The organism is Bacillus sp. LR--39 (genome assembly GCF_053613335.1).
Genome location: NZ_JBSIOT010000002.1, coordinates 590,251 through 610,829 on the forward strand (window position 1 = coordinate 590,251; position 20,579 = coordinate 610,829).

Consider the following 20,579-nt stretch of genomic DNA (forward strand, 5'->3'; position numbering starts at 1 on the left):
CACCGGCTTGATTTGAAAATGGCAGATCAAAAAAACATCTCCAACCCGTAACGGTTGGAGATGTTTCATTTCACCCTGTCCATATAATGCACGAATGTGTAGCGGTCGCCTCTGTAGGCGGATCTGACGTGCTCAAAGGCAGTGCCGTCCTGCAGATAAGTGGTCCGCTTGATATAGAGGACGGGGGCGCCGGGCTGGATACCGAGCAGCTCAGCTTCTTCCTCGGAAGCGGCTCCCGGTTCAAGCTCTTGTTTTGCCCGTGAGATCGGCATCTGATTGTACGCTTCAATATGCTCATACATGGATGATTGAAAATGAGAGGCGTCCAGTTTTCCCGCTTTGTCAAACGGAATGTACGAGGCTTCAATCGCCATCGGGATATCATTTGCCAGCCGGACGCGGATGATTTTATGAAGCGTTGCCGGATAGCCGCATCCCAGGATAGAAGATAATTCTTCCGTCGCCTGAATCAGCTGGTATTCGGCAAGTCTGCTCCCCGGCTTCATGCCCCGGCTTCTCATATCTTCCGTAAAGCTTGTCAGCCCTTGAAGCGGCTGTTCCATCTTCAGTTTGCTGACGAACGTTCCCCGGCCTTTCTGCCTGTATAAAAATCCTTCATTCACCAGATTGGAAAGCGCCTGGCGCACCGTCATTCGGCTGATGCCGAATTGTTCGGCGTATTCCCGCTCCGACGGAAGCAGCGCATCCGCTTTCAGCTCGCCGTTTTTGATTTGTGTTTTTAATTGTTCCATAATCTGAAAGTAAATCGGAATCGGAGATTGTTTATCAATCTGCATAGGTCAAATCCTTTCAATCGCCGCCCGCAGCCTTTTCATCAATCAAGACCGTCACATCCGGATGCGCGTGCAGGGCGGAGGCGGGGAATGCTTCGCTGACGCACCCGTCCAGAAGCTGCTTCACCGCTTGGGCCTTGCTTTTTCCGGATGCCATGATCAAAATCCGTTTGCCGGACAAAATCGTCCCGATCCCCATTGTCAGGGCTTTTACAGGGACCTGATCAATTGACGGAAAGTACCGCGCATTCGCCTGTCTTGTCTCTTCATTCAGCTCAACGACATGGGTTCGGGATTCAAATAGCGTCCCGGGTTCATTAAAGCCGATATGGCCGTTGTGTCCGATGCCTAAAAGCTGTATATCCGCTCCGCCGAGTGTTTGAATCAATCGGTCATAGCGTCCGCATTCGGCATCAAGATCGTCTGCCCGTCCGTCAGGGAGAAAGTGGCGGTCCTTTCGGCTGTCGATATGTGCAAAAAAATGTGTATTCATATAATAATGATAGCTGTTTTTGTCCTCGGGAGAAAGCCCGGCGTATTCATCAAGGTTGATCGTCGTGACATTCCGGAATGACAAGCCTTCTGAGCGGTGCATCCGCACAAGTTCTTTGTATACGCCTTCAGGGGTGCCCCCCGTCGCAAGGCCGAGAACGGCATCCGGCTTTTGTTTCACTGTTTCAGCAATAATCGCTGCGGCTTTTTCACTTAATTCTTCATAATGTCTGCATGTGATAACGTTCATGTCCAATCAGCCTCCCTTGAGATATATGCGGTGTTTCCGCGGCAAATCGTTGCCAGCACGCCGCACTGTCCGTCCGTCAGAACAACGTCGGCGTCTTTTCCTTCCGCGATGCTTCCTTTACGGTCGAATATGCCGAGGCGGCGGGCCGCATTTGCCGATGTCATATTTGCTATATCCAGCCATGAGCAGTTTGTAAACCTGCGCATGAGCGCCGCGCCTTCATTCATTTTTAAAATGGAACCGGCCAGCGTCCCGTCAGAGAGAAGCGCCGTGTCCCCGCGAACGGTGACTTTTTGTCCGCCGAATTCGTATTCTCCGTCCTTAAGCCCTTTTGCCCGCATGGAGTCTGTAATCATGATCAGGTTTTGGCTTCCTTTCGCCAAATAGGCAAGCTTAACGGCCAAAGGATGAGAATGAATGCCGTCGGTGATCAGCTCCGCCGTGATACGGCCGCAGGCGAGAGCCGTACCGATGCCCCCCGGCTCACGGTGATGAAAGGAGCTCATGGCGTTGAAGAGGTGCGTCATATGCACTGCCCCGGCATCCGCCGCTTTTTGTAAAAGCTCGGCTCCCGCGTCTGTGTGTCCCATTGACGGGATGATGTTTTGGTCTTTTAAATAACGGATCAGGCTGAAATCAGAATCTTCTTCCGGCGCAAGCGTCACGATTTTGATCAGCCCTCCCGAGAGCCGCTCCCATTTCTGAAAGAGCCCGGCATCAGCAGGAGTAATCCATTGTTTCGGCTGTGCTCCCGCCTTTTTCGGAGAGACAAACGGTCCTTCTAAATGAATGCCGATCAACTCAGCGCCTTTTTGGGCCTGCGGTGAGGAAGACGTCCATTTTTTGGCGTTGACGAGCGCTTTTTCAATGTTTTCGTGCTGCTGTGTGATCGTTGTCGCTAGAAAAGAGGTTGTTCCTTCTTCGGGCAGCCGGGCGGACATTGTATCAAGAGCTGCAACATCAGCATCCATCGTATCCGCGCCGTATCCGCCGTGAATATGAATATCAATCATTCCGGGAAGCGCATATGAACCCTCGGGCGCCTTCCATTCCTTCTCATACGTTTCTTGCGGTCTTGTTTTCCCCGCGTAAGAAATGATGCCGTTCTTTATACCAAGAAATCCGTTTCGGATGATTTCTTCTTCTGTTACGATGTCCGCACCGCTGATTAACAAGCTTTCAGCCACTTTAAAACACGCCTTTCTGGTTAGTTGTTAGTTTTATTTTACTCCTTTTCAGACTAGTTATCTATACCAGTTATGCCGGAATTGTATAAATCTGTTTTGGTTCAGACGGTAAAGTGATAAAATATAACTGTTCAAAGCTCGGAACATCCCAGAACAGGAGGAACATATCTTGGCAAAGGTTCGGACCAAAGACGTAATGGAGCAGTTCCATTTAGAATTGATCAGCGGAGAAGAAGGGATTAACCGCCCGATTACGATGAGTGATTTATCACGGCCCGGTATTGAAATCGCCGGTTATTTTACATATTACCCGAGAGAACGGGTGCAGCTTTTAGGAAAAACGGAGCTGTCATTTTTCGATCAGCTTCCCGAGGAAGATAAGAAACAGCGGATGAAATCGCTGTGCACCGATGTGACGCCGGCTATCATACTTTCCAGAGATATGCCGATCCCGCCGGAGCTTGTAGAAGCTTCCGAGCAAAACGGTGTGCCTGTGCTCAGATCCCCTCTGAAAACAACCAGGCTGTCAAGCAGGCTGACGAATTTTCTTGAGAGCCGTCTCGCGCCGACAACCGCCATTCACGGCGTGCTTGTGGATATATACGGCGTCGGCGTGCTCATAACGGGAAAAAGCGGCGTCGGTAAAAGTGAAACGGCGCTGGAGCTCGTCAAACGCGGCCATCGTCTTGTTGCGGATGACTGCGTCGAAATCCGGCAGGAGGATCAGGATACGCTCGTCGGGAATGCGCCTGATCTGATTGAGCATCTGCTTGAAATCAGGGGTCTCGGCATTATAAATGTCATGACGCTGTTCGGAGCGGGCGCCGTCAGAAGCAATAAAAGAATTACAATCGTCATGGACCTTGAGCTTTGGGAGCAAGGGAAGCAATACGACCGTCTCGGACTTGAAGAAGAAAAAATGAAAATCATTGATACGGAAATTACAAAACTGACCATTCCAGTCCGCCCTGGGCGAAATCTCGCCGTTATTATCGAAGTTGCGGCGATGAACTTCAGATTGAAGCGGATGGGCTTAAATGCTGCCGAGCAATTCACGAATAAGCTGGCGGATGTCATTGAGGACGGCGAACAAGACGAATAGGAGTTGGCAATGATATGAATGAAGCAGGAACACCAATCAATCCGATTGCCTTTCAGCTCGGGCCGTTATCCGTGCACTGGTACGGAATCATTATCGGCGCGGGCGCGTTATTAGGGCTTTGGATGGCCATGAGGGAGAGTGAAAAGCGGGGGCTGAAAAAGGACATTTTTATTGATCTTGTTCTTTTCGCCATCCCGATCGCAATCATTTGCGCAAGGGCATATTATGTGCTTTTCGAGTGGAGCTATTACTCGGAACACCCCGGGGAAATCATTAAAATTTGGAAAGGCGGCATTGCGATTCACGGCGGATTAATCGGCGCGATCGCAACGGGAATCGTCTTTTCAAAAGTAAGAGGCATCTCATTCTGGAAGCTGGCGGATATTGCCGCGCCGAGTATTCTGCTTGGCCAGGCCATCGGGCGCTGGGGGAACTTTATCAACCAGGAGGCTCACGGTGAAGCGGTCAGCCGGTCATTTTTGGAAAGTCTGCATCTTCCGGATTTCATCATTAATCAGATGTACATAGACGGACAATATTATCACCCGACGTTTTTGTATGAATCGCTGTGGAGTTTTGCGGGCGTCGTGATTCTGCTTCTGCTCCGCCGCGTGAACCTGCGCAGGGGCGATCTGTTTTTGACGTATGTGATCTGGTATTCGATCGGCAGATACTTTATTGAGGGAATGCGGACGGACAGCCTGATGCTTACGAGCCAGCTTCGGATCGCGCAGGTCATTTCCATTGTGCTGATTGTACTTGCGATTATTTTAATGATTTTCAGACGCATGAAGGGGTATGCCGATAAGCGGTATGCAGATACGGACTGACGTCTGAAATCGGAAAGGACATAAGATGACTGATAAACGTGTAACCGCCATTTTATTTGATCTCGACGGCACGCTGATTGACACGAATGAACTGATTATCGCTTCTTACCTTCATACGCTTGATCATTATTGCCCGGGGCAGTTCAAAAGGGAAGATGTGCTTCCGTTTATCGGCCCGCCTCTGTATGAAACGTTTGCAGGCATTAATGCTGAAAAGTGCGATGAGATGATCAGCATGTACAGAGCATTCAACCATGAAAAGCACGATGAGCTCGTCACGGAGTACGAAACGGTTTATGAAACGCTTGATGAATTGAAAAAAGCGGGGTATCAGCTGGGTATTGTCACCACGAAGCTGAGGGATACAGTCAATATGGGATTGAAGCTGACAGGCATCGGGGCGTTTTTCGATACTGTCGTCACGCTTGATGATGTCAAGCATCCGAAGCCTGACCCCGAGCCTGTGCGGCTTGCGCTCGGCCGGCTTGGGTGCGATCCGTCGGAAGCCATAATGGTCGGTGACAATTATCACGATGTCATGGCGGGCAAAAACGCCGGCACGAAAACAGCCGGCGTCGCGTGGACGATTAAAGGCGCACAGACGCTTTCCGCCTATGAACCCGATTATATGCTCGAGAAAATGAGTGATTTATTGCACATCACCGGAGTGAAGTAATCCATGAGAAAAACAGACCGCCATCCGGTTTCAGGTGAAAATTCATTGTGGCATGTTTATCAGACGGTTCCCTTCCTGAAGGTGATGAAAAATTTCATCATCATTCAGATCGCAAGGTATACGCCGTTTTTAAGCGTGAAAAACTGGCTGTATCGAACCTTTTTGAAAATGAATGTCGGAAAACAGACGTCATTCGCGCTGATGGTGATGCCGGATATCATGTTTCCCGAAAAAATCACTGTCGGAAAAAACAGTATCATCGGCTACAATACGACGATTTTGGCTCATGAATATTTAATACATGAGTACCGGACCGGTTTTGTCACAATCGGTGACGAGGTGATGATCGGGGCAAACACAACGATTCTGCCCGGCGTCACCATCGGGAGCGGAGCCGTTGTATCAGCCGGCACGCTGGTGCACAAAGATGTCCCGGCCGGGGCGTTTGTCGGAGGAAATCCGATGCAGGTGATCTATACGGACGAAGAAATGAAAAAACGAATGGAAAACCCCGCTGATTAACGTCAGCGGGGTTTTTTTATGACTTGATCACAATGGCCTGGCTGCCCATCTGCTTCCAGGCTTTTTCAAAGTCAGATCGGTCTGTTTTTCTGTTTTTATAGCCGTAAGGATCATTAACGTATACATAATCGTGATCATAACCGGTAACGGCTACGCTATGCATGCTGAACGTAATGTCGATTTTTCCGTTCGGCGTATTCCAAGTCTGCATATTATCAACCGGCTTAAAGGATGTGGTGGTAATCACCCAGACCGGCCGCCCTTTTTCAAGCTGGCGGTACACTGAAGAAATGTCTTTTCCCGTCAGGTCGTATACTTTGTTTCCCGCATATTCTTTGGCAAGTTTATCAATCGGCTCATGATAAACGCCTAAACCCGGGCCGTTTTCCATATCTCCGGCAAATCCTTCATTCGGATCTCCCTTCAGCCCGCTGCTGTAAGTGAGCGGAACTTTATTGATCTTATCCGCCAATGTATTTTTTGACACATGATATCCGGCATTATTCAAAATCATGGCAAGGCTTGTCACCTCACAGCCATTGTACAGTCTGGGAGAATCCATCTGTCTGTACAGAACGACATTCAGCGGTGACGCGCTCCCTTTTAACGGTGTTTTCTCATCAGGCTCGTCGGACTGCTGATTAAAAAAATTCAAATGAATATCGTTTGTATAGATGTTATACCCGAGATAGACAAGGATGGCTGTCAGAATCAGCACACATAATGTTCCAAGCGTCTTCATTATTACTCTCCCTTGTTCTGATGAAGCTATTCTATGTATTATAGCACTTCTGCTCAATATGATTCGATCGTTCCGATATGTTTACAGGTTTGTTCATTCTTTAGCCATGTTTATGGAAAAGAATAGGCGGACATTGGGCGTTGCAATTCATTCTTTTATCTGCTAACATATTATCATATTAGCGAACTAAAGGATTCGGAATTTTCCTTCAGACAAAGCGGAGGTGTGAAAGGCAAATGTTTATGTTTGAGAAACCGCATGGCATGAGAGATACGCTGCCCGGTTTATATGAAGCAAAGAAAAAAGTCCGTTCCACACTGACGGATTTAATTGATAAATGGGGTTATCAGTTTATGGAGACGCCGACCCTTGAATTCTATGAAACAGTAGGCGTCCAGTCAGCCATTGAAGAACAGCAGCTGTTTAAGCTTCTCGACCAGGACGGAAAAACGCTTGTGCTTCGGCCTGACATGACCGGACCGATTGCCAGGGTGGCGGCGTCTAAGCTGCACAAACACAATCATCCGCTCAGAGCGGGGTACGCGGCAAGCGTCTATCGCGCTCAGGAGCGGGAAGGCGGACGCCCGGCCGAATTTGAACAGGTCGGCGCGGAGCTGATCGGCGACGGATCAACAAGCGCGGACGCCGAGGTGATTGCGCTGGCGGCCGGCGCTTTGAAAAACGCGGGATTGCACCAATTTAAAATCGCGATCGGCCATGCCGGACTCGCAGATGAGCTGTTTGTCGAGGTTTTGGGCAATGCCGAACGGGCGGATGTTCTGCGGCGCTTTCTCTTTGAAAAGAATTACGTGGGATACAGGGAACATGTCAAATCGCTTCCGCTTTCTTCAATAGACAAAAGCCGGCTGCTCGCACTTCTGGAATTGCGAGGCGGGAAAGAGATCTGCGCCAAGGCGGAGGAGATCATCGGCATCTCCGGACAAAGCTTGATTCAGGAGCTGGAAGACCTGTGGGACATTCTTGAGGATTACGGATGTGCCGAGCATATTCGCCTTGATCTGAATATGGTAAGCCATATGAGTTATTACACGGGAATTTTATTCGAAGTGTATGCGGCCAATGTCGGTTTTGTCATCGGAAGCGGCGGACGCTATAACAATCTACTCGGCCATTTCGGCAGCCCCGCTCCCGCCACGGGTTTCGGGCTCCGTATCGACAGGCTGATTGAAGCGCTCGGCATCCAGGAAGAAACTAGTGAAGCGGACGCCGTGATTTTCAGCAAGGAGCAGCGGGCGCAGGCCATTTTATTCGCGGAGGAAGAAAGGGCGAGAGGCAGAAAAGTCGTCCTGCAGGATCTGGCGGGCATTGAAAATATCGATCATATGACAAAATCATTCGCAAACGTCACATACTTTATCGGTGCCAGAAAGGAAGAGCAGAATGGGTAAGGTACTCACAATGGCAATGCCAAAAGGACGGATATTCGAAGAAGCGGCCGGGTTGCTGCGGCAGGCCGGGTACAGGCTGCCCGAGGAGTTTGAAGAATCGAGAAAGCTGATCATTGACGTTCCTGAAGAAAATCTCCGCTTTATTCTGGCAAAGCCGATGGATGTGACGACTTATGTCGAGCATGGCGTCGCTGATGCCGGTATTGCCGGAAAGGATGTCATGCTTGAGGAAGAGCGTGACGTGTATGAGGTGCTCGATCTGAAAATCAGCAAATGCCATCTCGCCGTTGCGGGGCTTCCCGGAGCGGATTGGAACGGAGTCGCCCCGAGGATCGCGACGAAATATCCGAATGTTGCGTCAAGTTATTTCAGAGAGCAGGGCGAGCAGGTGGAAATCATTAAGCTGAACGGTTCGATTGAATTGGCGCCTTTAATCGGGCTTGCTGACAGAATCGTAGATATCGTATCAACCGGGCGGACATTAAAGGAAAACGGTCTCGTTGAATCAGAACATATTTGTGACATCACATCGCGTTTTATCGTCAATCCGGTCAGCTACCGCATGAAGGATGATGTAATCGACGAAATGGCGGCCAGGCTGGCCAAGGTTGTGGAAGGAGAAACGGCAAAATGAAAATAACCGCAATAAATAGAAGCGAGCGGTTCTCACTGAAGCGTTCCATCGACAGCGGAACCGAAGAGCAGCGGAAAACCGTCAGGGGGATTATTGAAGACGTCAGACAAAACGGTGACAAAGCCGTTTTGGCCTATACAAAAACATTTGACGGCATCAGCCTGAACCAAATGGCCGTGAGCGCAGAGGAAATCACCGAGGCATACCGTCTGCTTGATGATCAGCTGCTGGAAGTGATCAGACAGGCGATTGCCAATATTAAAGAATATCACGAACGCCAGCTGCAATCCTCTTGGTTTTACCATCGCAAAGACGGCACGATGCTCGGGCAGAAAATAACGGCGCTCGATTCCGCGGGCGTATATGTGCCGGGCGGGACGGCCGCTTATCCGTCTTCCGTTTTAATGAATGTCATCCCCGCTCTCGCTGCGGGAGTGGAACGGATCGTTCTCGTCAGTCCTCCGGGAAAAGACGGCCGCCTTTCACCGGGCGTTCTGGCCGCGGCGTCTGAGCTCGGCATAAAGGAAATTTACAAAGCGGGAGGCGCACAGGCGATTGCCGCGCTCGCTTACGGAACTGAAACGATACAGCCTGTTGATAAGATCACGGGCCCCGGAAATATATTTGTGGCGCTCGCAAAGCGCGAAGTCTTCGGCGTTGTGGATATTGACATGATTGCCGGGCCCAGTGAAATCGTGGTTCTGGCAGACGATACGGCGGTGCCCAAAGAAGTCGCCGCTGACCTGCTTTCACAGGCCGAACACGATACGCTCAGCTCAAGCGTGCTTGTCACCGACTCACGGAAGCTTGCAGAAGCGGTAGCCGATGAAGTGGATAAACAGCTTCAGACGCTGCCGCGTAAAGAAATCGCCGAAGCGTCGATCAGGGATCACGGCCGCATTTATATCGCGGAATCGATGGAAGATGCAGTGGACACGGTGAATGCGCTGGCGCCCGAGCATTTAGAAATCATGACGCATTCGCCGGAGGCTTTGCTTGGAAGCATCCGACACGCGGGAGCGATTTTCTTAGGACGATACAGCGCTGAACCGGTCGGCGATTATTTTGCCGGACCGAATCACGTTTTGCCGACAAACGGAACGGCGCGGTTTTCAAGCCCGTTGAATGTAACAGATTTTCAAAAGAAATCGAGCATCATCTCATACAGCCGGAAGGCTTTTGAAACACACGCGGACAGCATTTCCGCCTTCGCGAGACTGGAAGGGCTTGAAGCGCACGCAAGATCGATTGAAGCGAGAAACGGAGGAATGACCGATGAGAAAAGCGGAACGCGCCAGAACAACAAATGAGACGGATATTAAGCTGGCTTTCGAAATAGACGGAGAAGGAAAAGCCGACATCAGCACGGATGTGCCGTTTATGACTCATATGCTTGATTTGTTCACAAAGCACGGGCAATTCAATTTAACTGTTGACGCAAAAGGCGATACGGAGATAGATGATCACCATACGACTGAAGATATCGGCATCTGTTTAGGGCAGGCTTTTTTGGAGGCGCTCGGTGATAAAAAAGGGATCAAACGGTACGGATCAGCGCTTGTGCCGATGGACGAAGCGCTCGCCCAAGTCGCCGTAGACCTGAGCAACCGGCCGCACCTTGAGATGCGCGCTGCATTTCCGCAAGCGAAAGTCGGAACGTTTGATACCGAGCTGGTACATGAATTCCTATGGAAACTGGCGCTGGAAGCGAGAATGAATCTGCACGTCATCGTTCATTACGGCACGAATACTCATCATATGATAGAAGCCGTGTTTAAGGCGCTTGGCAGAGCGCTTGATGAAGCGTCATCCATTGATCCGCGCGTCAAGGGTGTGCCGTCTACGAAAGGAATGCTGTAAATGATCGGTGTAATTGATTACGGCATGGGCAATTTATTCAGCGTATCGAAGGCGCTGGAACGCGTCGGCGTCCCGTATGTCGTATCAGACCGGCCGGAAGAGCTTGAAAAAGCGGATGCTTTTATTCTTCCCGGTGTCGGATCATTCAGTGATGCCATGGACAATTTACGCAGCACAAAGCTTGATCAATTCATACACCGTATGGTTGACGAGGGTAAGCTGCTCCTCGGCATCTGCCTCGGCATGCAGCTCATTTTCGAGGAAAGCACCGAAAACGGCTCTGCAAAAGGACTTGGTTTATTAGCCGGAAAAGCTGTGAGACTCAAAGACAGAGATGCCGAAGGAAACAAGCTGAAGGTGCCGCATATGGGCTGGAACCGGCTGACGTTTCACCAAACGTCTCCTTTGCTTTCGGAAGCGGAAGAAGGCTTCGTTTACTTTGTCCATTCCTATTATATAGACGGGATGGAAGACGGCGATCTTCTGGCAAGCGCTGAGTACGGCGTTCGTGTTCCGGCGGTCGTCGGGAAACGCAATGTCTTCGGTGCACAGTTTCACCCGGAAAAAAGCGGTACGGCCGGAATGGCGATTTTAACGCAATTTACAAAAATGGCAGCGGAACAGAAGGTGAAGAAATGAACGCTTTTACATTATATCCGGCAATCGATATGAGAAACGGCAAATGCGTCCGCCTCATCCAAGGCGATTACGGCAAGGAAACGATATACGGTGACTCTCCTTTAGACATGGCGGCGCAATTTGCACAAGAAGGTGCCGAGTGGATTCATCTCGTGGATCTTGACGGCGCGAAAGCAGGCAGGAAAGTAAACGACAGGCATGTTCTTGACATTGCGCGGCAGCTTGATATCAAAGTCGAGATCGGCGGCGGGATCCGTTCTGAAGCGGATGTGTACGGTTATTTATCACAAGGTGTTGATCGTGTCATTCTCGGCAGCTCGGCCGTATCCGATCCGGCATTCGTGAGGAGCATGCTGAAACAATACGGCGGCAAAATCGCGATCGGCCTTGATGCAAGGAACGGATATGTCTCCACGGAAGGCTGGCTGGAAACATCCTCGGTAAGGGCGGCCGATCTGGGCCGTGAATTGGCGGCCGAAGGAGCGGAAACCTTCATTTTCACGGATATTGCAACTGACGGCATGCTGTCAGGACCGAACATCGAAAGCACCGTTCAGCTCGCAAAAGCAACGGGAAAAAACGTCATCGCTTCAGGCGGAGTCAGCTCAGTCGCCGATCTCAAAGCACTGGCCCGCTTCAAAGACGCCGGCGTATCGGGAGCGATTATCGGAAAAGCGCTGTATACAAAACAATTTTCATTGGCTGAAGCGCTCAGCGGGGTGAAGGACGCATGATCACGAAACGAATCATTCCGTGTCTCGATGTGAAAGAAGGACGCGTCGTCAAAGGCATTCAATTTCTCGGGCTGAAAGATGCGGGCGATCCTGTCGAGCTGGCCGAAGCTTACGACAGGGAGGGCGCTGACGAACTTGTTTTTCTCGACATTTCCGCCTCTCACGAAGGCCGCAAGACGATGACAGACGTCGTAGAACAGGTTGCGGCAAAACTGGCGATTCCGTTTACGGTCGGCGGCGGGATCAATCAATTAAGCGATATGAAACGAATGCTTCGCGCCGGCGCTGATAAAGTATCCGTTAATACAGCGGCCGTCCTCCGCCCCGAGCTGATTACGGAAGGAGCGGATTTTTTCGGCTCGCAATGCATCGTCGCGGCGATTGACGCAAAGTATGACGAAGATTCGGATTGCTATAAAGTGTACACACACGGCGGCAGAAAGAAAACCGAGTGGGAAGTCACGGCCTGGGCAAAAGAAGCCGTCAGCCGGGGAGCGGGTGAAATCCTGCTGACAAGCATGGACGCAGACGGTGAGAAAACAGGCTTTAATCATACGCTCACACAGCTTGTCACACGTGCCGTCCCGGTGCCCGTCATTGCGTCAGGGGGAGCCGGCAGCGCGCTCCATATGCTTGAAGCCTTCACGATCGGTGAAGCGGACGCCGCGCTTGCAGCTTCCATTTTCCATTACAAAGAGACATCTATAAAAGAAGTGAAAGATTATATGAAGAAACACGGGGTGAATGTGAGATGAAACGGGCAGATGAACTGCGGTTTGACGAGGCCGGACTGATTCCCGCCATCGTACAGGATGCGGCAAGCAAAGAAGTGCTGACACTGGCTTATATGAATCGTGAATCCTACGAAAAAACGATAGAAACGAAAGAAACCTGGTTTTACAGCCGTTCACGCGGGGAGCTGTGGCATAAAGGAGCGACATCAGGGAATACCCAAAAGGTGAAAGCCATCCGTTATGACTGCGATCAAGATGCCCTCATCGTGCTTGCGGAGCCCTCAGGACCCGCCTGCCATAAGGGAAGTTACAGCTGCTTTTCTCCGGAAAAAGCGGACGCGCAGGATCGTTTCGGCATCTTAAACGAACTGGAAAGCGTAATCGCCAAACGGCAGGCGGAGATGCCTGACGGAGCCTACACAACGTATCTGTTTCGGGAAGGCGTCGATAAAATCCTCAAAAAAGTCGGCGAAGAAGCCGCAGAGGTTATTATCGCCGCGAAAAACCGCGACCATGAAGAATTAAAATGGGAAGCGGCGGATTTGCTGTATCATTTGCTCGTTCTTCTGCGTGAGCAGTCGCTTCCTTTGGACGACGTGCTTGACGTCCTTGCGAAACGCCATTCAGCATCTGAGTAAAACAAACCTCACGGAGAGATCCGTGAGGTTTTTAATCTGTCAAACTTAAACATTCAATTAAATATTTCTTATTTCCGCAACCGGAGGCAGATGAATTTGATAATATTGACTAATAGAGTTTATTTTGGTTTTTATCAAAAATATACGTTTTGTTCATATTCCGTTCATGCACATCCGTTATAGTATAAACAGTGATATAGGAGGAAAACATATGCCGAATAAACAACCAAAACCTAAAGGGAAATTCAGTTCATTCTTTTCATTAGTCAAAAAAACAAAACCATCATACGGTATGCTGGCCTTCGCGCTGTCTCTCAGTATTGTGACAACGCTCGTCAGCCTGCTGATTCCGCTGTTGACAAAACAGCTCGTTGACGGCTTTTCCATGTCGTCGCTGTCAGGCGTGCAAATCGGAATCATCGCAGCCGTGTTTATCGTACAGGCCGCATTAAGCGCCTACGCCACCTATGCCCTGAACTACAGCGGCCAGAAAATCATCTCGGGACTGCGTGATTTATTGTGGCAGAAATTAATTAAACTGCCCGTCTCTTATTTTGACAAAAACGCCACAGGAGAAACGATCAGCCGTGTCACCAATGACACAATGGTGGTAAAAGAGCTGATCACAAACAATATCAGCGGATTTATTACCGGAATCATTTCCGTTATCGGGTCACTGACGATCTTATTTTTCATGAACTGGAAGCTCACATTGCTCGTGCTGATCGTCGTGCCGCTGGCTGCGGTGATTTTAGTGCCGATCGGCCGGAAAATGTTTAAAATTTCTCGGGAAACACAGGATGAAACGGCGAAATTCACCGGATTATTAAACCACATCCTCCCGGAAATCAGGCTTGTAAAAGCGTCAAACGCTGAAGAAGCGGAATACGGACGCGGAAAAGCAGGCATCATGGCGCTCTTTAAACTCGGGCTGCGTGAAGCGAAGGTGCAGTCGCTCGTAGGCCCGCTTATTACACTTGTATTAATGGCGGCGCTGGTCGCTGTCATCGGGTACGGCGGGATGCAGGTGTCATCCGGTGAATTGACAGCCGGCGCACTCGTTGCCTTTATCCTGTATTTGTTTCAGATCATTATGCCGATGGGCCAGATCACTTCATTTTTCACACAGCTTCAAAAATCCATCGGCGCAACGGAACGGATGATTCATATTCTTGCAGAAAAAGAAGAAGATATCCAAACCGGAAAAGCCATTGAAAACGCGGATCAGCCGATTAAGCTTGAACAAGTCTCATTCGGCTACAAAACAGATCAAACCATCTTAAAAGACATTACGGCTACGATTGAGGCCGGCAAAGTCACCGCGATCGTCGGACCGAGCGGCGGCGGAAAAACAACGTTATTTAAGCTGCTTGAACGATTCTACAATCCGACTGCGGGCAGCATCCTGCTCGGAAATGAACCGATTGATGCGTATTCCCTTGAGTCATGGCGGGAGCATATCGGCTACGTGTCGCAAGAAAGCCCGTTAATGTCAGGCACCATCCGCGACAATATCTGCTACGGATTAAAACGCGAAGTGACAGATGAGGAACTGAGGCAAGCGGCCGACATGGCCTACGCCCTGCAATTTATTGAAGACTTACCGAAGAAATTTGAAACCGAGGTCGGTGAGCGGGGAATTATGCTGTCAGGCGGACAGCGCCAGCGCATCGCCATTGCCAGAGCGCTCCTTCGCAACCCGAGCATTCTGATGCTTGATGAAGCGACATCAAGTCTGGACAGCCAATCTGAAAAATGGGTGCAGCAGGCGCTCGAAGTCTTAATGAAAGGGCGCACCACGATTGTGATTGCCCACCGTTTATCCACGGTTGTGGATGCAGATCAGCTTCTCTTTGTCGAACAGGGTGAAATCACCGGACGGGGCACACACCATGAATTAATGGCATCCCATTCGCTGTACCGCGATTTTGCAGAGCAGCAGCTGAAGCTGAATGCCGACTTAGAAAACAAAGCTGTGTAAAGCAAGACTTTATGAATAAAAAGCAGCTGAAAAAGCTGCTTTTTATTTTGCAGCCGGAGTCCTGTTCATACGGGTGTACGGTCGGTAACGATGAAGAGCCAAGCCATAAGCGTGTATGCCGGTACAGGAGACAATGAAAAAATTCGGTTTATAGACATCATGTCGATTCATGAAAAGAAAAAAGCAGAAGGAGGGATTTTCATGGCTGTCATATTGGTTGCGGATGACGACCGCCATATCCGTGAGCTTGTCCGCCTTATGATGGAGCAGAGCGGTTTTGACGTCGCAGAAGCGGAAGACGGGGAAGCGGCGGTGCGGCTGATCGAATCAGTACCTATAGACCTCATCATACTGGATGTGATGATGCCGAAAATGGACGGGTTTGAAGTCAGCGAAGCCGTCCGCAGCTTTACGGACATTCCGATTTTGATGCTGACGGCAAAAGGCGAAACGCTGGACAAAGTGCAAGGTTTTACTTCCGGAGCGGATGATTATCTCGTCAAACCATTTGAGCCGCTCGAGCTGGAAGCAAGGGTCAAAGCATTGCTGAAACGGTACCGGATCACCGCTGAAAAACTGCTGACCATCGGAACGGTCACATTAGATAAGCAATCCCGCACCGTAACGCGCGGCGGCGGAGCGGGATTAACATTGCCCCGGCGTGAATTTGAGCTTTTATTTAAGCTCGCCGGTTATCCGAATAAGACGTTTTCAAGAGAACAATTAATAGAAGATATTTGGGGCTTTGATTATGAAGGTGACGAGCGGACGGTTGATGTGCATGTTAAAAGGCTGAGGGAACGATTTCCGGAAAAGGACTATCCGTTTGCCATCCATACGGTGCGGGGGCTCGGGTATCGGTTTGTGGTGACAGAATGAAACGGATCTTCAGAACGGCTGGAAAAATCATCATCCTTCTCACCGTCACCGCATTCTTATGGCTGGCGGCTCACCTGATCGTTCAGGGTTTCGGTCTCATATGGCCGATTTTGCTTGTTCCGTACGCCGAGCAGATTCTGACGCTTTGGCTTGTTTTCGGCCTGCTGTTTGTAACGATGTTTATTTTTTCAAAGTCAGCACGTGAAAGGCATCATGCGATCTGGGATTCGCTGACCGCCACGATTAAGCAAATGTCGAGCGGCAACTTCACAGCGGCCGCTTCCCGGAAAATGGAGAAGATTGAGCGGAACCACCCCGTGACGAAATTAGCTGATGAACTGTCGACACTCGCCGCGGAACTGAGTGAAATGGAAAAACTGAAACAAGAATTTATTTCGAACGTTTCCCATGAAATCCAAACCCCGCTCACTTCATTAAAGGGCTACGCACATCTTCTGAAAAAACCGGATTTATCATATGAGGAGCGGGGGCGCTACTTACACATCATCGAGACAGAAACAGAACGATTATCAAAAATCAGTGAAAATCTGCTGAAGCTCACTGCGCTCGAACGCCAAACCGAACCGATACAAAAAAAACCGTTCCGCATTGACAAACAGCTGCGGCGCACCATATTGACCTGTGAGCCTGAATGGTCCGCCAAACAGATTGAGTTTCTCATTGATTTACAGGAGTCGTATGTGTACGGAGATGAAGCACTGCTCAGCCAAGTATGGATGAATCTGATTCACAATGCCGTGAAATTTACCGGTGAAGGCGGCCGCATTTCCGTTAAAATTGCAGATCTGCCGGGAGCGGCGGCTGTCGAAATCGCCGACGACGGAATCGGAATGGAGCCTGAACAGGCGGAGCGTGTATTTGAACGGTTTTATAAAGCGGACAAGGCGAGAAACGCAGGGGGAAGCGGGCTCGGCCTGTCCATCGCCCAAAAAATCGCAGAGCTGCACGGCGGTTCGATAGAGGTTGAGAGCAAACGCGGCGAAGGAACCCTTTTCCGTGTCATTCTTCCAGCCGAGCCTCGTGAAAAAAACAGCTAAAATCTGGTCGAACCAGCCAGTAAAAAACGAAGCCGATCCTGTCTTTTGAACTATTGAGGTGAAACCGTTTTATGGTATACTACTGACGGTAATACGTATAAAACGGAGGATATTTGTGGGAAAACACACTTCTGAACAGAAAAAGCACGCGCAAATTGTCCAGCTGCTTCAGGATGGACAATATTTTTTTCATAAAGGCTTAAAAGCATATAAAGAGCGGAATTTAAAGCGGGCCAGCAAACTGATTCAGCGGGCCGTCCACCTCGAGCCGAATGATTCCGAAATGCTGTCCCGGCTGGCCGTCATTTATTCTGAAATGGGCCACTACCAGCAGTCAAATGAGCTGTTCGACTTTATTTTGGTGAACCTGAAAGAAGAAATGCCCGAGTGTCATTACTTTAAAGCGAATAATTTCGCGCATTTGGGACTCTTTCAGGAAGCATACAAAGAAGCGGCGGCTTATTCAGATGCCGATCCGGACGGGGAATTCAGCGAAGAGATTGAAAATCTGATGGAGCTTTTGGATTTCGGTGAAGCGGGTGAAGACGAATCGCTCTACGACCAGGATGAGCTGCTGATCAGGCAGGACCGGGCAAAAACGCTTCTTGAGAGCGGCCAGCTTCATGAAGCGGTTGTCATGCTTGAAGAGATTACGGCCGATTACCCCGAGCTTTGGTCTGCATACAACAATCTGGCGCTCGCTTACTTTTACTCAGGCAATGTCACAAAAGCGAAACAAACGGTATTCGAAGTGCTTGAGAAAAATGAAGGCAATCTCCATGCCCTGTGCAACCTCCTTGTATTCTGCTATTACGAGAGAGAAGATGAAAAAGTCGGAGAATTGAGCGGAAAACTCGCCAACGTGTATCCGATTTTATTCGAACAGCGCTATAAGCTGGGAGCGACGCTTGCGCTTGTCGGCAGACATGATCTCGGTTATAAATGGCTCCGTTCTCTTTACAAAAGCGGGTTCGAAGGCGACGACACGTTTTATTATTGGCTGGCCGCCTCAGCCTACGGGACAGGCCGCACAGAATTTGCGGAAACCATTTGGAAAAAGGCCGAAGCCGAATTTCCCGAATCAGACCGGCCCGCGCCTTGGGCGGAGCGGCAGGAACCGCTGCCTGCTTCACTTGAACAGCGGCTTGCCGCCTATTATATCAGCAGCGCTGAAGGAGAGCGGGACCAGCTTGAAAAAGTTCTGACGGCAAAACGCGCCGTTTCACCGTTTGAACAAGATTTCGTCAGACTGCTGCTTTCCGGTGAAAAAGGCGCTTCTGGCGTCTCCGGTGATGCGGTGTTCACGTATCGGACGGTCAAGCTTCTGGAGAAAGCGGAAGCCGACAGTTTAAAAACTGACGTCATGAGCTGCTGGGTTTTTCACGTCATTCAGCACATCCGCGCCGCCGCTGCCGTACAGAATGAGCGGGCATGGGCAGCAGCCATCGCATATGTATGGAAAGAAGCAAACGGCGAAAAAACGACGAAAAAAGAAACAGCAGCCGTTTACGGTATAACGCCGGCAACCCTTTCGAAATACATCAGACAAATAGACGATATTTTAGAATAAAACCGATTCTTTCTATATAAAGAGTCGGTTCTTTTTTTATCAGAAAAGGGCAAAACAGAACTTTACCGCCGAAAAAAGAGGTATTCATACGTATTTTTTTGCTTTTCGAATCGAAATCAGGCCGTAATCACCGTTTATTTTGCAAAATATGAGATTTGCAATCACATTGAAATATAACTGTAATAAAAATTGTCGAAACATGATGGTATAATGAGTCTCGTACATAAGAGATTAGTTTATTTTACATGTGCTGTATAATCTATACCAATTTAAAAGATTTAAAGATTCATACATAAAAATCATCAGCCTCACGGGTATGTGAGGGAGCGTAACTTTGATGTTCATAATAGAATTCCAAATGAGAACAGGTTTAAAGTAAAAGGGAGGAAAGAAAAAGTGAAAAAGAGTTTATTAACACTTGGTTTGGCTTCCGTCATCGGGACAAGCAGTTTTTTGATCCCGTTTACAAAAACTGCATCGGCGGAAACATTAGACAGCAAAAAAGCAAAAATCGAAAGCAAGCAATCTGAGGTGGCTTCAAGCCTTGAAGCAAAAGAAAGAGAATTGTCTAAGCTTCAGGACAAGCAGGCTAAGATTGAAAAAGAACTGAAAGACATTAACGCTAAAGCGTTGGATACAAGCAATAAAATCGAAGATAAAAAAGCTGAAAACGAAAAAACGAAAAAGCAGATCGCTGATTTGAAAAAAGAAATCAAAGAAACAGAAGCGCGTATTGAAAAACGCAATGAAATCCTGAAAAAACGCGTTCGTTCTTTACAGGAAAACGGCGGTTCTCAAGGATACATAGATGTTCTTTTAGGGGCGACAAGCTTCGGAGACTTCATTTCCCGTGCGACTGCGGTATCTTCTATCGTTGATGCGGATAAAGACCTGATCAAACAGCAGGAGCAGGATAAAGCGAAACTCGAAGATGCAGAAGCTGAACTTAACGTGAAGCTGAAAAAAGTTCAAGATGATCTTGCGAAACTCGAGTCTATGCAAAAAGACCTGAACAAACAGCTTGATCAGAAAGACAAGCTTTTCGACGAAGCGAAAAACGGCCAGAAAAAAGCGGCTTCCGCTATCTCTGATCTGAAAAAAGAAGCATCAAAGCTTGCAAACGAAAAAGCTGACACTGAAAAAGAACAGAAGCGTATTAAAGCTGAGCAGGCTGCAGCAGCTGCCCTGATCAAAAAACAGGAAGAAGCGCAAAAAGCTTCTGAAGACCAAAACCAAAAAGATGACAGCCAGCCGGCACCGGCGGTTAAAACTGTGAAAAAAGCGGCTGTTTCAACATCATCTGATGACAGCTCAAGCAAACCGAAGAGCACTTCAGGCGGATCATCTCATAACAGCGGCGGTTCAGATGATTCTGACGGCGGATCTGTTATTTCAAATTCAGGCGGTATTGAAGGCGCGATCAGCGTAGGATCAAGCCTTGTGGGTCAATCCCCGTACAAGTTCGGCGGCGGACGCACTCAATCTGATATTAACAACCGTATTTTTGACTGCTCTTCATTCGTACGCTGGGCTTATGCTAACGCAGGCGTTAACCTCGGACCTGCAAGCGGCACAAACACAGATACATTAATCGGAAGAGGTAAAGCAGTAAGCGCGTCTGACATGAAACGCGGAGACTTAGTATTCTTCAATACGTATAAAACAAACGGCCACGTCGGCATCTACTTAGGTAACGGAACGTTCCTGAACGATAATACATCACACGGTGTATCCATTGATTCTATGAGCAACCCTTACTGGAAGAAAGCATTCAACGGCAATGTAAGACGTGTCGTGCAATAATGAATAAGACAAGGGCCTTCTATCCCGGAAGGCTCTTTCTTTATT

21 protein-coding genes are annotated in these 20,579 nt (G+C 49.2%); 17 read left to right on the plus strand and 4 right to left on the minus strand.

Translation table 11 applies throughout. From position 1 onward, the window contains the following. Positions 1–65: 65 nt before the first annotated feature. The 3 genes from ACWHAR_RS12700 to nagA are packed head-to-tail and all read right to left on the minus strand — an operon-like array spanning position 66 to position 2,723. Positions 66–797 (minus strand): GntR family transcriptional regulator, encoded by a 732-nt coding sequence (locus tag ACWHAR_RS12700; protein WP_032876204.1) that lies wholly within the window; start codon positions 795–797, stop codon positions 66–68. Between the two features lie 13 nt (positions 798–810). After that, positions 811–1,536, minus strand: coding sequence for a glucosamine-6-phosphate deaminase (gene nagB / locus ACWHAR_RS12705; RefSeq protein ID WP_032876207.1), 726 nt, complete (start codon positions 1,534–1,536; stop codon positions 811–813). Further along, positions 1,533–2,723 (minus strand): N-acetylglucosamine-6-phosphate deacetylase, encoded by a 1,191-nt coding sequence (gene nagA / locus ACWHAR_RS12710; protein ID WP_032876210.1) that lies wholly within the window; start codon positions 2,721–2,723, stop codon positions 1,533–1,535. Before nagA ends, nagB begins: the two co-directional genes overlap by 4 nt. A 169-nt stretch (positions 2,724–2,892) precedes the next feature. Here nagA and hprK point away from each other — a divergent pair, with 169 nt between their 5' ends. The 4 genes from hprK to ACWHAR_RS12730 are packed head-to-tail and all read left to right on the plus strand — an operon-like array spanning position 2,893 to position 5,853. Further along, positions 2,893–3,825, plus strand: a complete 933-nt coding sequence (gene hprK / locus ACWHAR_RS12715) for an HPr(Ser) kinase/phosphatase (protein WP_003151456.1) — start codon at positions 2,893–2,895, stop codon at positions 3,823–3,825. A gap of 14 nt (positions 3,826–3,839) precedes the next feature. Beyond that, positions 3,840–4,655, plus strand: coding sequence for a prolipoprotein diacylglyceryl transferase (gene lgt, locus ACWHAR_RS12720; protein ID WP_032876213.1), 816 nt, complete (start codon positions 3,840–3,842; stop codon positions 4,653–4,655). A 25-nt stretch (positions 4,656–4,680) separates the two neighbouring features. Continuing rightward, positions 4,681–5,331: a pyrophosphatase PpaX gene (gene ppaX / locus ACWHAR_RS12725; protein ID WP_032876215.1), complete on the plus strand. Its 651-nt coding sequence runs from the start codon at positions 4,681–4,683 to the stop codon at positions 5,329–5,331. A 3-nt stretch (positions 5,332–5,334) separates the two neighbouring features. After that, a complete protein-coding gene (locus ACWHAR_RS12730; RefSeq protein ID WP_032876217.1) occupies positions 5,335–5,853 on the plus strand; it encodes an acyltransferase in 519 nt (172 codons plus the stop codon). Between the two features lie 16 nt (positions 5,854–5,869). On the opposite strand, the gene ACWHAR_RS12735 is transcribed toward ACWHAR_RS12730, so the two are convergent. Then, positions 5,870–6,595, minus strand: coding sequence for a C39 family peptidase (locus ACWHAR_RS12735; protein WP_007614029.1), 726 nt, complete (start codon positions 6,593–6,595; stop codon positions 5,870–5,872). A 236-nt stretch (positions 6,596–6,831) separates the two neighbouring features. Between ACWHAR_RS12735 and ACWHAR_RS12740 the strand changes: the two genes are divergently transcribed. The 13 genes from ACWHAR_RS12740 (at position 6,832) to ACWHAR_RS12800 (ending at position 20,534) form a co-directional block, all read left to right on the plus strand. Beyond that, positions 6,832–8,004 carry an ATP phosphoribosyltransferase regulatory subunit gene (locus ACWHAR_RS12740; protein ID WP_032876219.1) on the plus strand — a complete coding sequence of 391 codons (1,173 nt, stop codon included), beginning with the start codon at positions 6,832–6,834 and terminating at the stop codon, positions 8,002–8,004. After that, positions 7,997–8,638 (plus strand): ATP phosphoribosyltransferase, encoded by a 642-nt coding sequence (hisG, locus tag ACWHAR_RS12745; RefSeq protein ID WP_032876221.1) that lies wholly within the window; start codon positions 7,997–7,999, stop codon positions 8,636–8,638. The genes ACWHAR_RS12740 and hisG overlap by 8 nt, the downstream gene beginning before the upstream one ends. Beyond that, positions 8,635–9,948: a histidinol dehydrogenase gene (gene hisD / locus ACWHAR_RS12750; RefSeq protein ID WP_032876224.1), complete on the plus strand. Its 1,314-nt coding sequence runs from the start codon at positions 8,635–8,637 to the stop codon at positions 9,946–9,948. Before hisG ends, hisD begins: the two co-directional genes overlap by 4 nt. Further along, complete coding sequence (hisB, locus tag ACWHAR_RS12755) at positions 9,914–10,498, plus strand: imidazoleglycerol-phosphate dehydratase HisB (protein WP_007614023.1); 585 nt, start codon at positions 9,914–9,916, stop codon at positions 10,496–10,498. The genes hisD and hisB overlap by 35 nt, the downstream gene beginning before the upstream one ends. Continuing rightward, the gene (gene hisH, locus ACWHAR_RS12760) at positions 10,499–11,137 is read left to right on the plus strand and encodes an imidazole glycerol phosphate synthase subunit HisH (protein WP_029973526.1); all 639 of its coding nucleotides are present in this window, start codon (positions 10,499–10,501) and stop codon (positions 11,135–11,137) included. After that, positions 11,134–11,871: a 1-(5-phosphoribosyl)-5-[(5-phosphoribosylamino)methylideneamino]imidazole-4-carboxamide isomerase gene (hisA, locus tag ACWHAR_RS12765; protein ID WP_032876227.1), complete on the plus strand. Its 738-nt coding sequence runs from the start codon at positions 11,134–11,136 to the stop codon at positions 11,869–11,871. The genes hisH and hisA overlap by 4 nt, the downstream gene beginning before the upstream one ends. Further along, the gene (gene hisF / locus ACWHAR_RS12770; protein WP_032876230.1) at positions 11,868–12,626 is read left to right on the plus strand and encodes an imidazole glycerol phosphate synthase subunit HisF; all 759 of its coding nucleotides are present in this window, start codon (positions 11,868–11,870) and stop codon (positions 12,624–12,626) included. Before hisA ends, hisF begins: the two co-directional genes overlap by 4 nt. Beyond that, complete coding sequence (gene hisIE, locus ACWHAR_RS12775; RefSeq protein ID WP_032876234.1) at positions 12,623–13,243, plus strand: bifunctional phosphoribosyl-AMP cyclohydrolase/phosphoribosyl-ATP diphosphatase HisIE; 621 nt, start codon at positions 12,623–12,625, stop codon at positions 13,241–13,243. Before hisF ends, hisIE begins: the two co-directional genes overlap by 4 nt. Before the next feature lie 211 nt (positions 13,244–13,454). After that, entirely contained in the window at positions 13,455–15,224 is a 1,770-nt protein-coding gene (locus tag ACWHAR_RS12780) for an ABC transporter ATP-binding protein (protein WP_032876237.1), read from the plus strand. A 201-nt stretch (positions 15,225–15,425) separates the two neighbouring features. Beyond that, positions 15,426–16,103 carry a response regulator transcription factor gene (locus ACWHAR_RS12785; RefSeq protein ID WP_032876958.1) on the plus strand — a complete coding sequence of 226 codons (678 nt, stop codon included), beginning with the start codon at positions 15,426–15,428 and terminating at the stop codon, positions 16,101–16,103. Next, positions 16,100–17,161: a sensor histidine kinase gene (locus ACWHAR_RS12790; RefSeq protein ID WP_007407426.1), complete on the plus strand. Its 1,062-nt coding sequence runs from the start codon at positions 16,100–16,102 to the stop codon at positions 17,159–17,161. Before ACWHAR_RS12785 ends, ACWHAR_RS12790 begins: the two co-directional genes overlap by 4 nt. Positions 17,162–17,276: 115 nt before the next feature. Then, positions 17,277–18,731, plus strand: a complete 1,455-nt coding sequence (locus ACWHAR_RS12795) for a tetratricopeptide repeat protein (protein ID WP_032876240.1) — start codon at positions 17,277–17,279, stop codon at positions 18,729–18,731. 396 nt (positions 18,732–19,127) lie between these two features. Then, entirely contained in the window at positions 19,128–20,534 is a 1,407-nt protein-coding gene (locus tag ACWHAR_RS12800) for a C40 family peptidase (protein ID WP_032876243.1), read from the plus strand. The last annotated feature ends 45 nt before the right edge of the window (positions 20,535–20,579 follow it).

Excerpts from the sequence above, each read along its gene's own strand:
- ACWHAR_RS12735 (WP_007614029.1), bottom strand. The coding sequence starts at position 6,595 with ATGAAGACGCTTGGAACATTATGTGTGCTGATTCTGACAGCCATCCTT.
- nagB (WP_032876207.1), bottom strand. The coding sequence starts at position 1,536 with ATGAACGTTATCACATGCAGACATTATGAAGAATTAAGTGAAAAAGCC.
- ACWHAR_RS12700 (WP_032876204.1), bottom strand. The coding sequence starts at position 797 with ATGCAGATTGATAAACAATCTCCGATTCCGATTTACTTTCAGATTATG.
- hisH (WP_029973526.1), top strand. The coding sequence starts at position 10,499 with ATGATCGGTGTAATTGATTACGGCATGGGCAATTTATTCAGCGTATCG.
- ACWHAR_RS12785 (WP_032876958.1), top strand. The coding sequence starts at position 15,426 with ATGGCTGTCATATTGGTTGCGGATGACGACCGCCATATCCGTGAGCTT.
- hisB (WP_007614023.1), top strand. The coding sequence starts at position 9,914 with ATGAGAAAAGCGGAACGCGCCAGAACAACAAATGAGACGGATATTAAG.
- ACWHAR_RS12780 (WP_032876237.1), top strand. The coding sequence starts at position 13,455 with ATGCCGAATAAACAACCAAAACCTAAAGGGAAATTCAGTTCATTCTTT.
- hisA (WP_032876227.1), top strand. The coding sequence starts at position 11,134 with ATGAACGCTTTTACATTATATCCGGCAATCGATATGAGAAACGGCAAA.
- ACWHAR_RS12740 (WP_032876219.1), top strand. The coding sequence starts at position 6,832 with ATGTTTATGTTTGAGAAACCGCATGGCATGAGAGATACGCTGCCCGGT.
- hisIE (WP_032876234.1), top strand. The coding sequence starts at position 12,623 with ATGAAACGGGCAGATGAACTGCGGTTTGACGAGGCCGGACTGATTCCC.
- hisD (WP_032876224.1), top strand. The coding sequence starts at position 8,635 with ATGAAAATAACCGCAATAAATAGAAGCGAGCGGTTCTCACTGAAGCGT.
- hisG (WP_032876221.1), top strand. The coding sequence starts at position 7,997 with ATGGGTAAGGTACTCACAATGGCAATGCCAAAAGGACGGATATTCGAA.
- ACWHAR_RS12790 (WP_007407426.1), top strand. The coding sequence starts at position 16,100 with ATGAAACGGATCTTCAGAACGGCTGGAAAAATCATCATCCTTCTCACC.
- ppaX (WP_032876215.1), top strand. The coding sequence starts at position 4,681 with ATGACTGATAAACGTGTAACCGCCATTTTATTTGATCTCGACGGCACG.
- lgt (WP_032876213.1), top strand. The coding sequence starts at position 3,840 with ATGAATGAAGCAGGAACACCAATCAATCCGATTGCCTTTCAGCTCGGG.
- hisF (WP_032876230.1), top strand. The coding sequence starts at position 11,868 with ATGATCACGAAACGAATCATTCCGTGTCTCGATGTGAAAGAAGGACGC.
- ACWHAR_RS12730 (WP_032876217.1), top strand. The coding sequence starts at position 5,335 with ATGAGAAAAACAGACCGCCATCCGGTTTCAGGTGAAAATTCATTGTGG.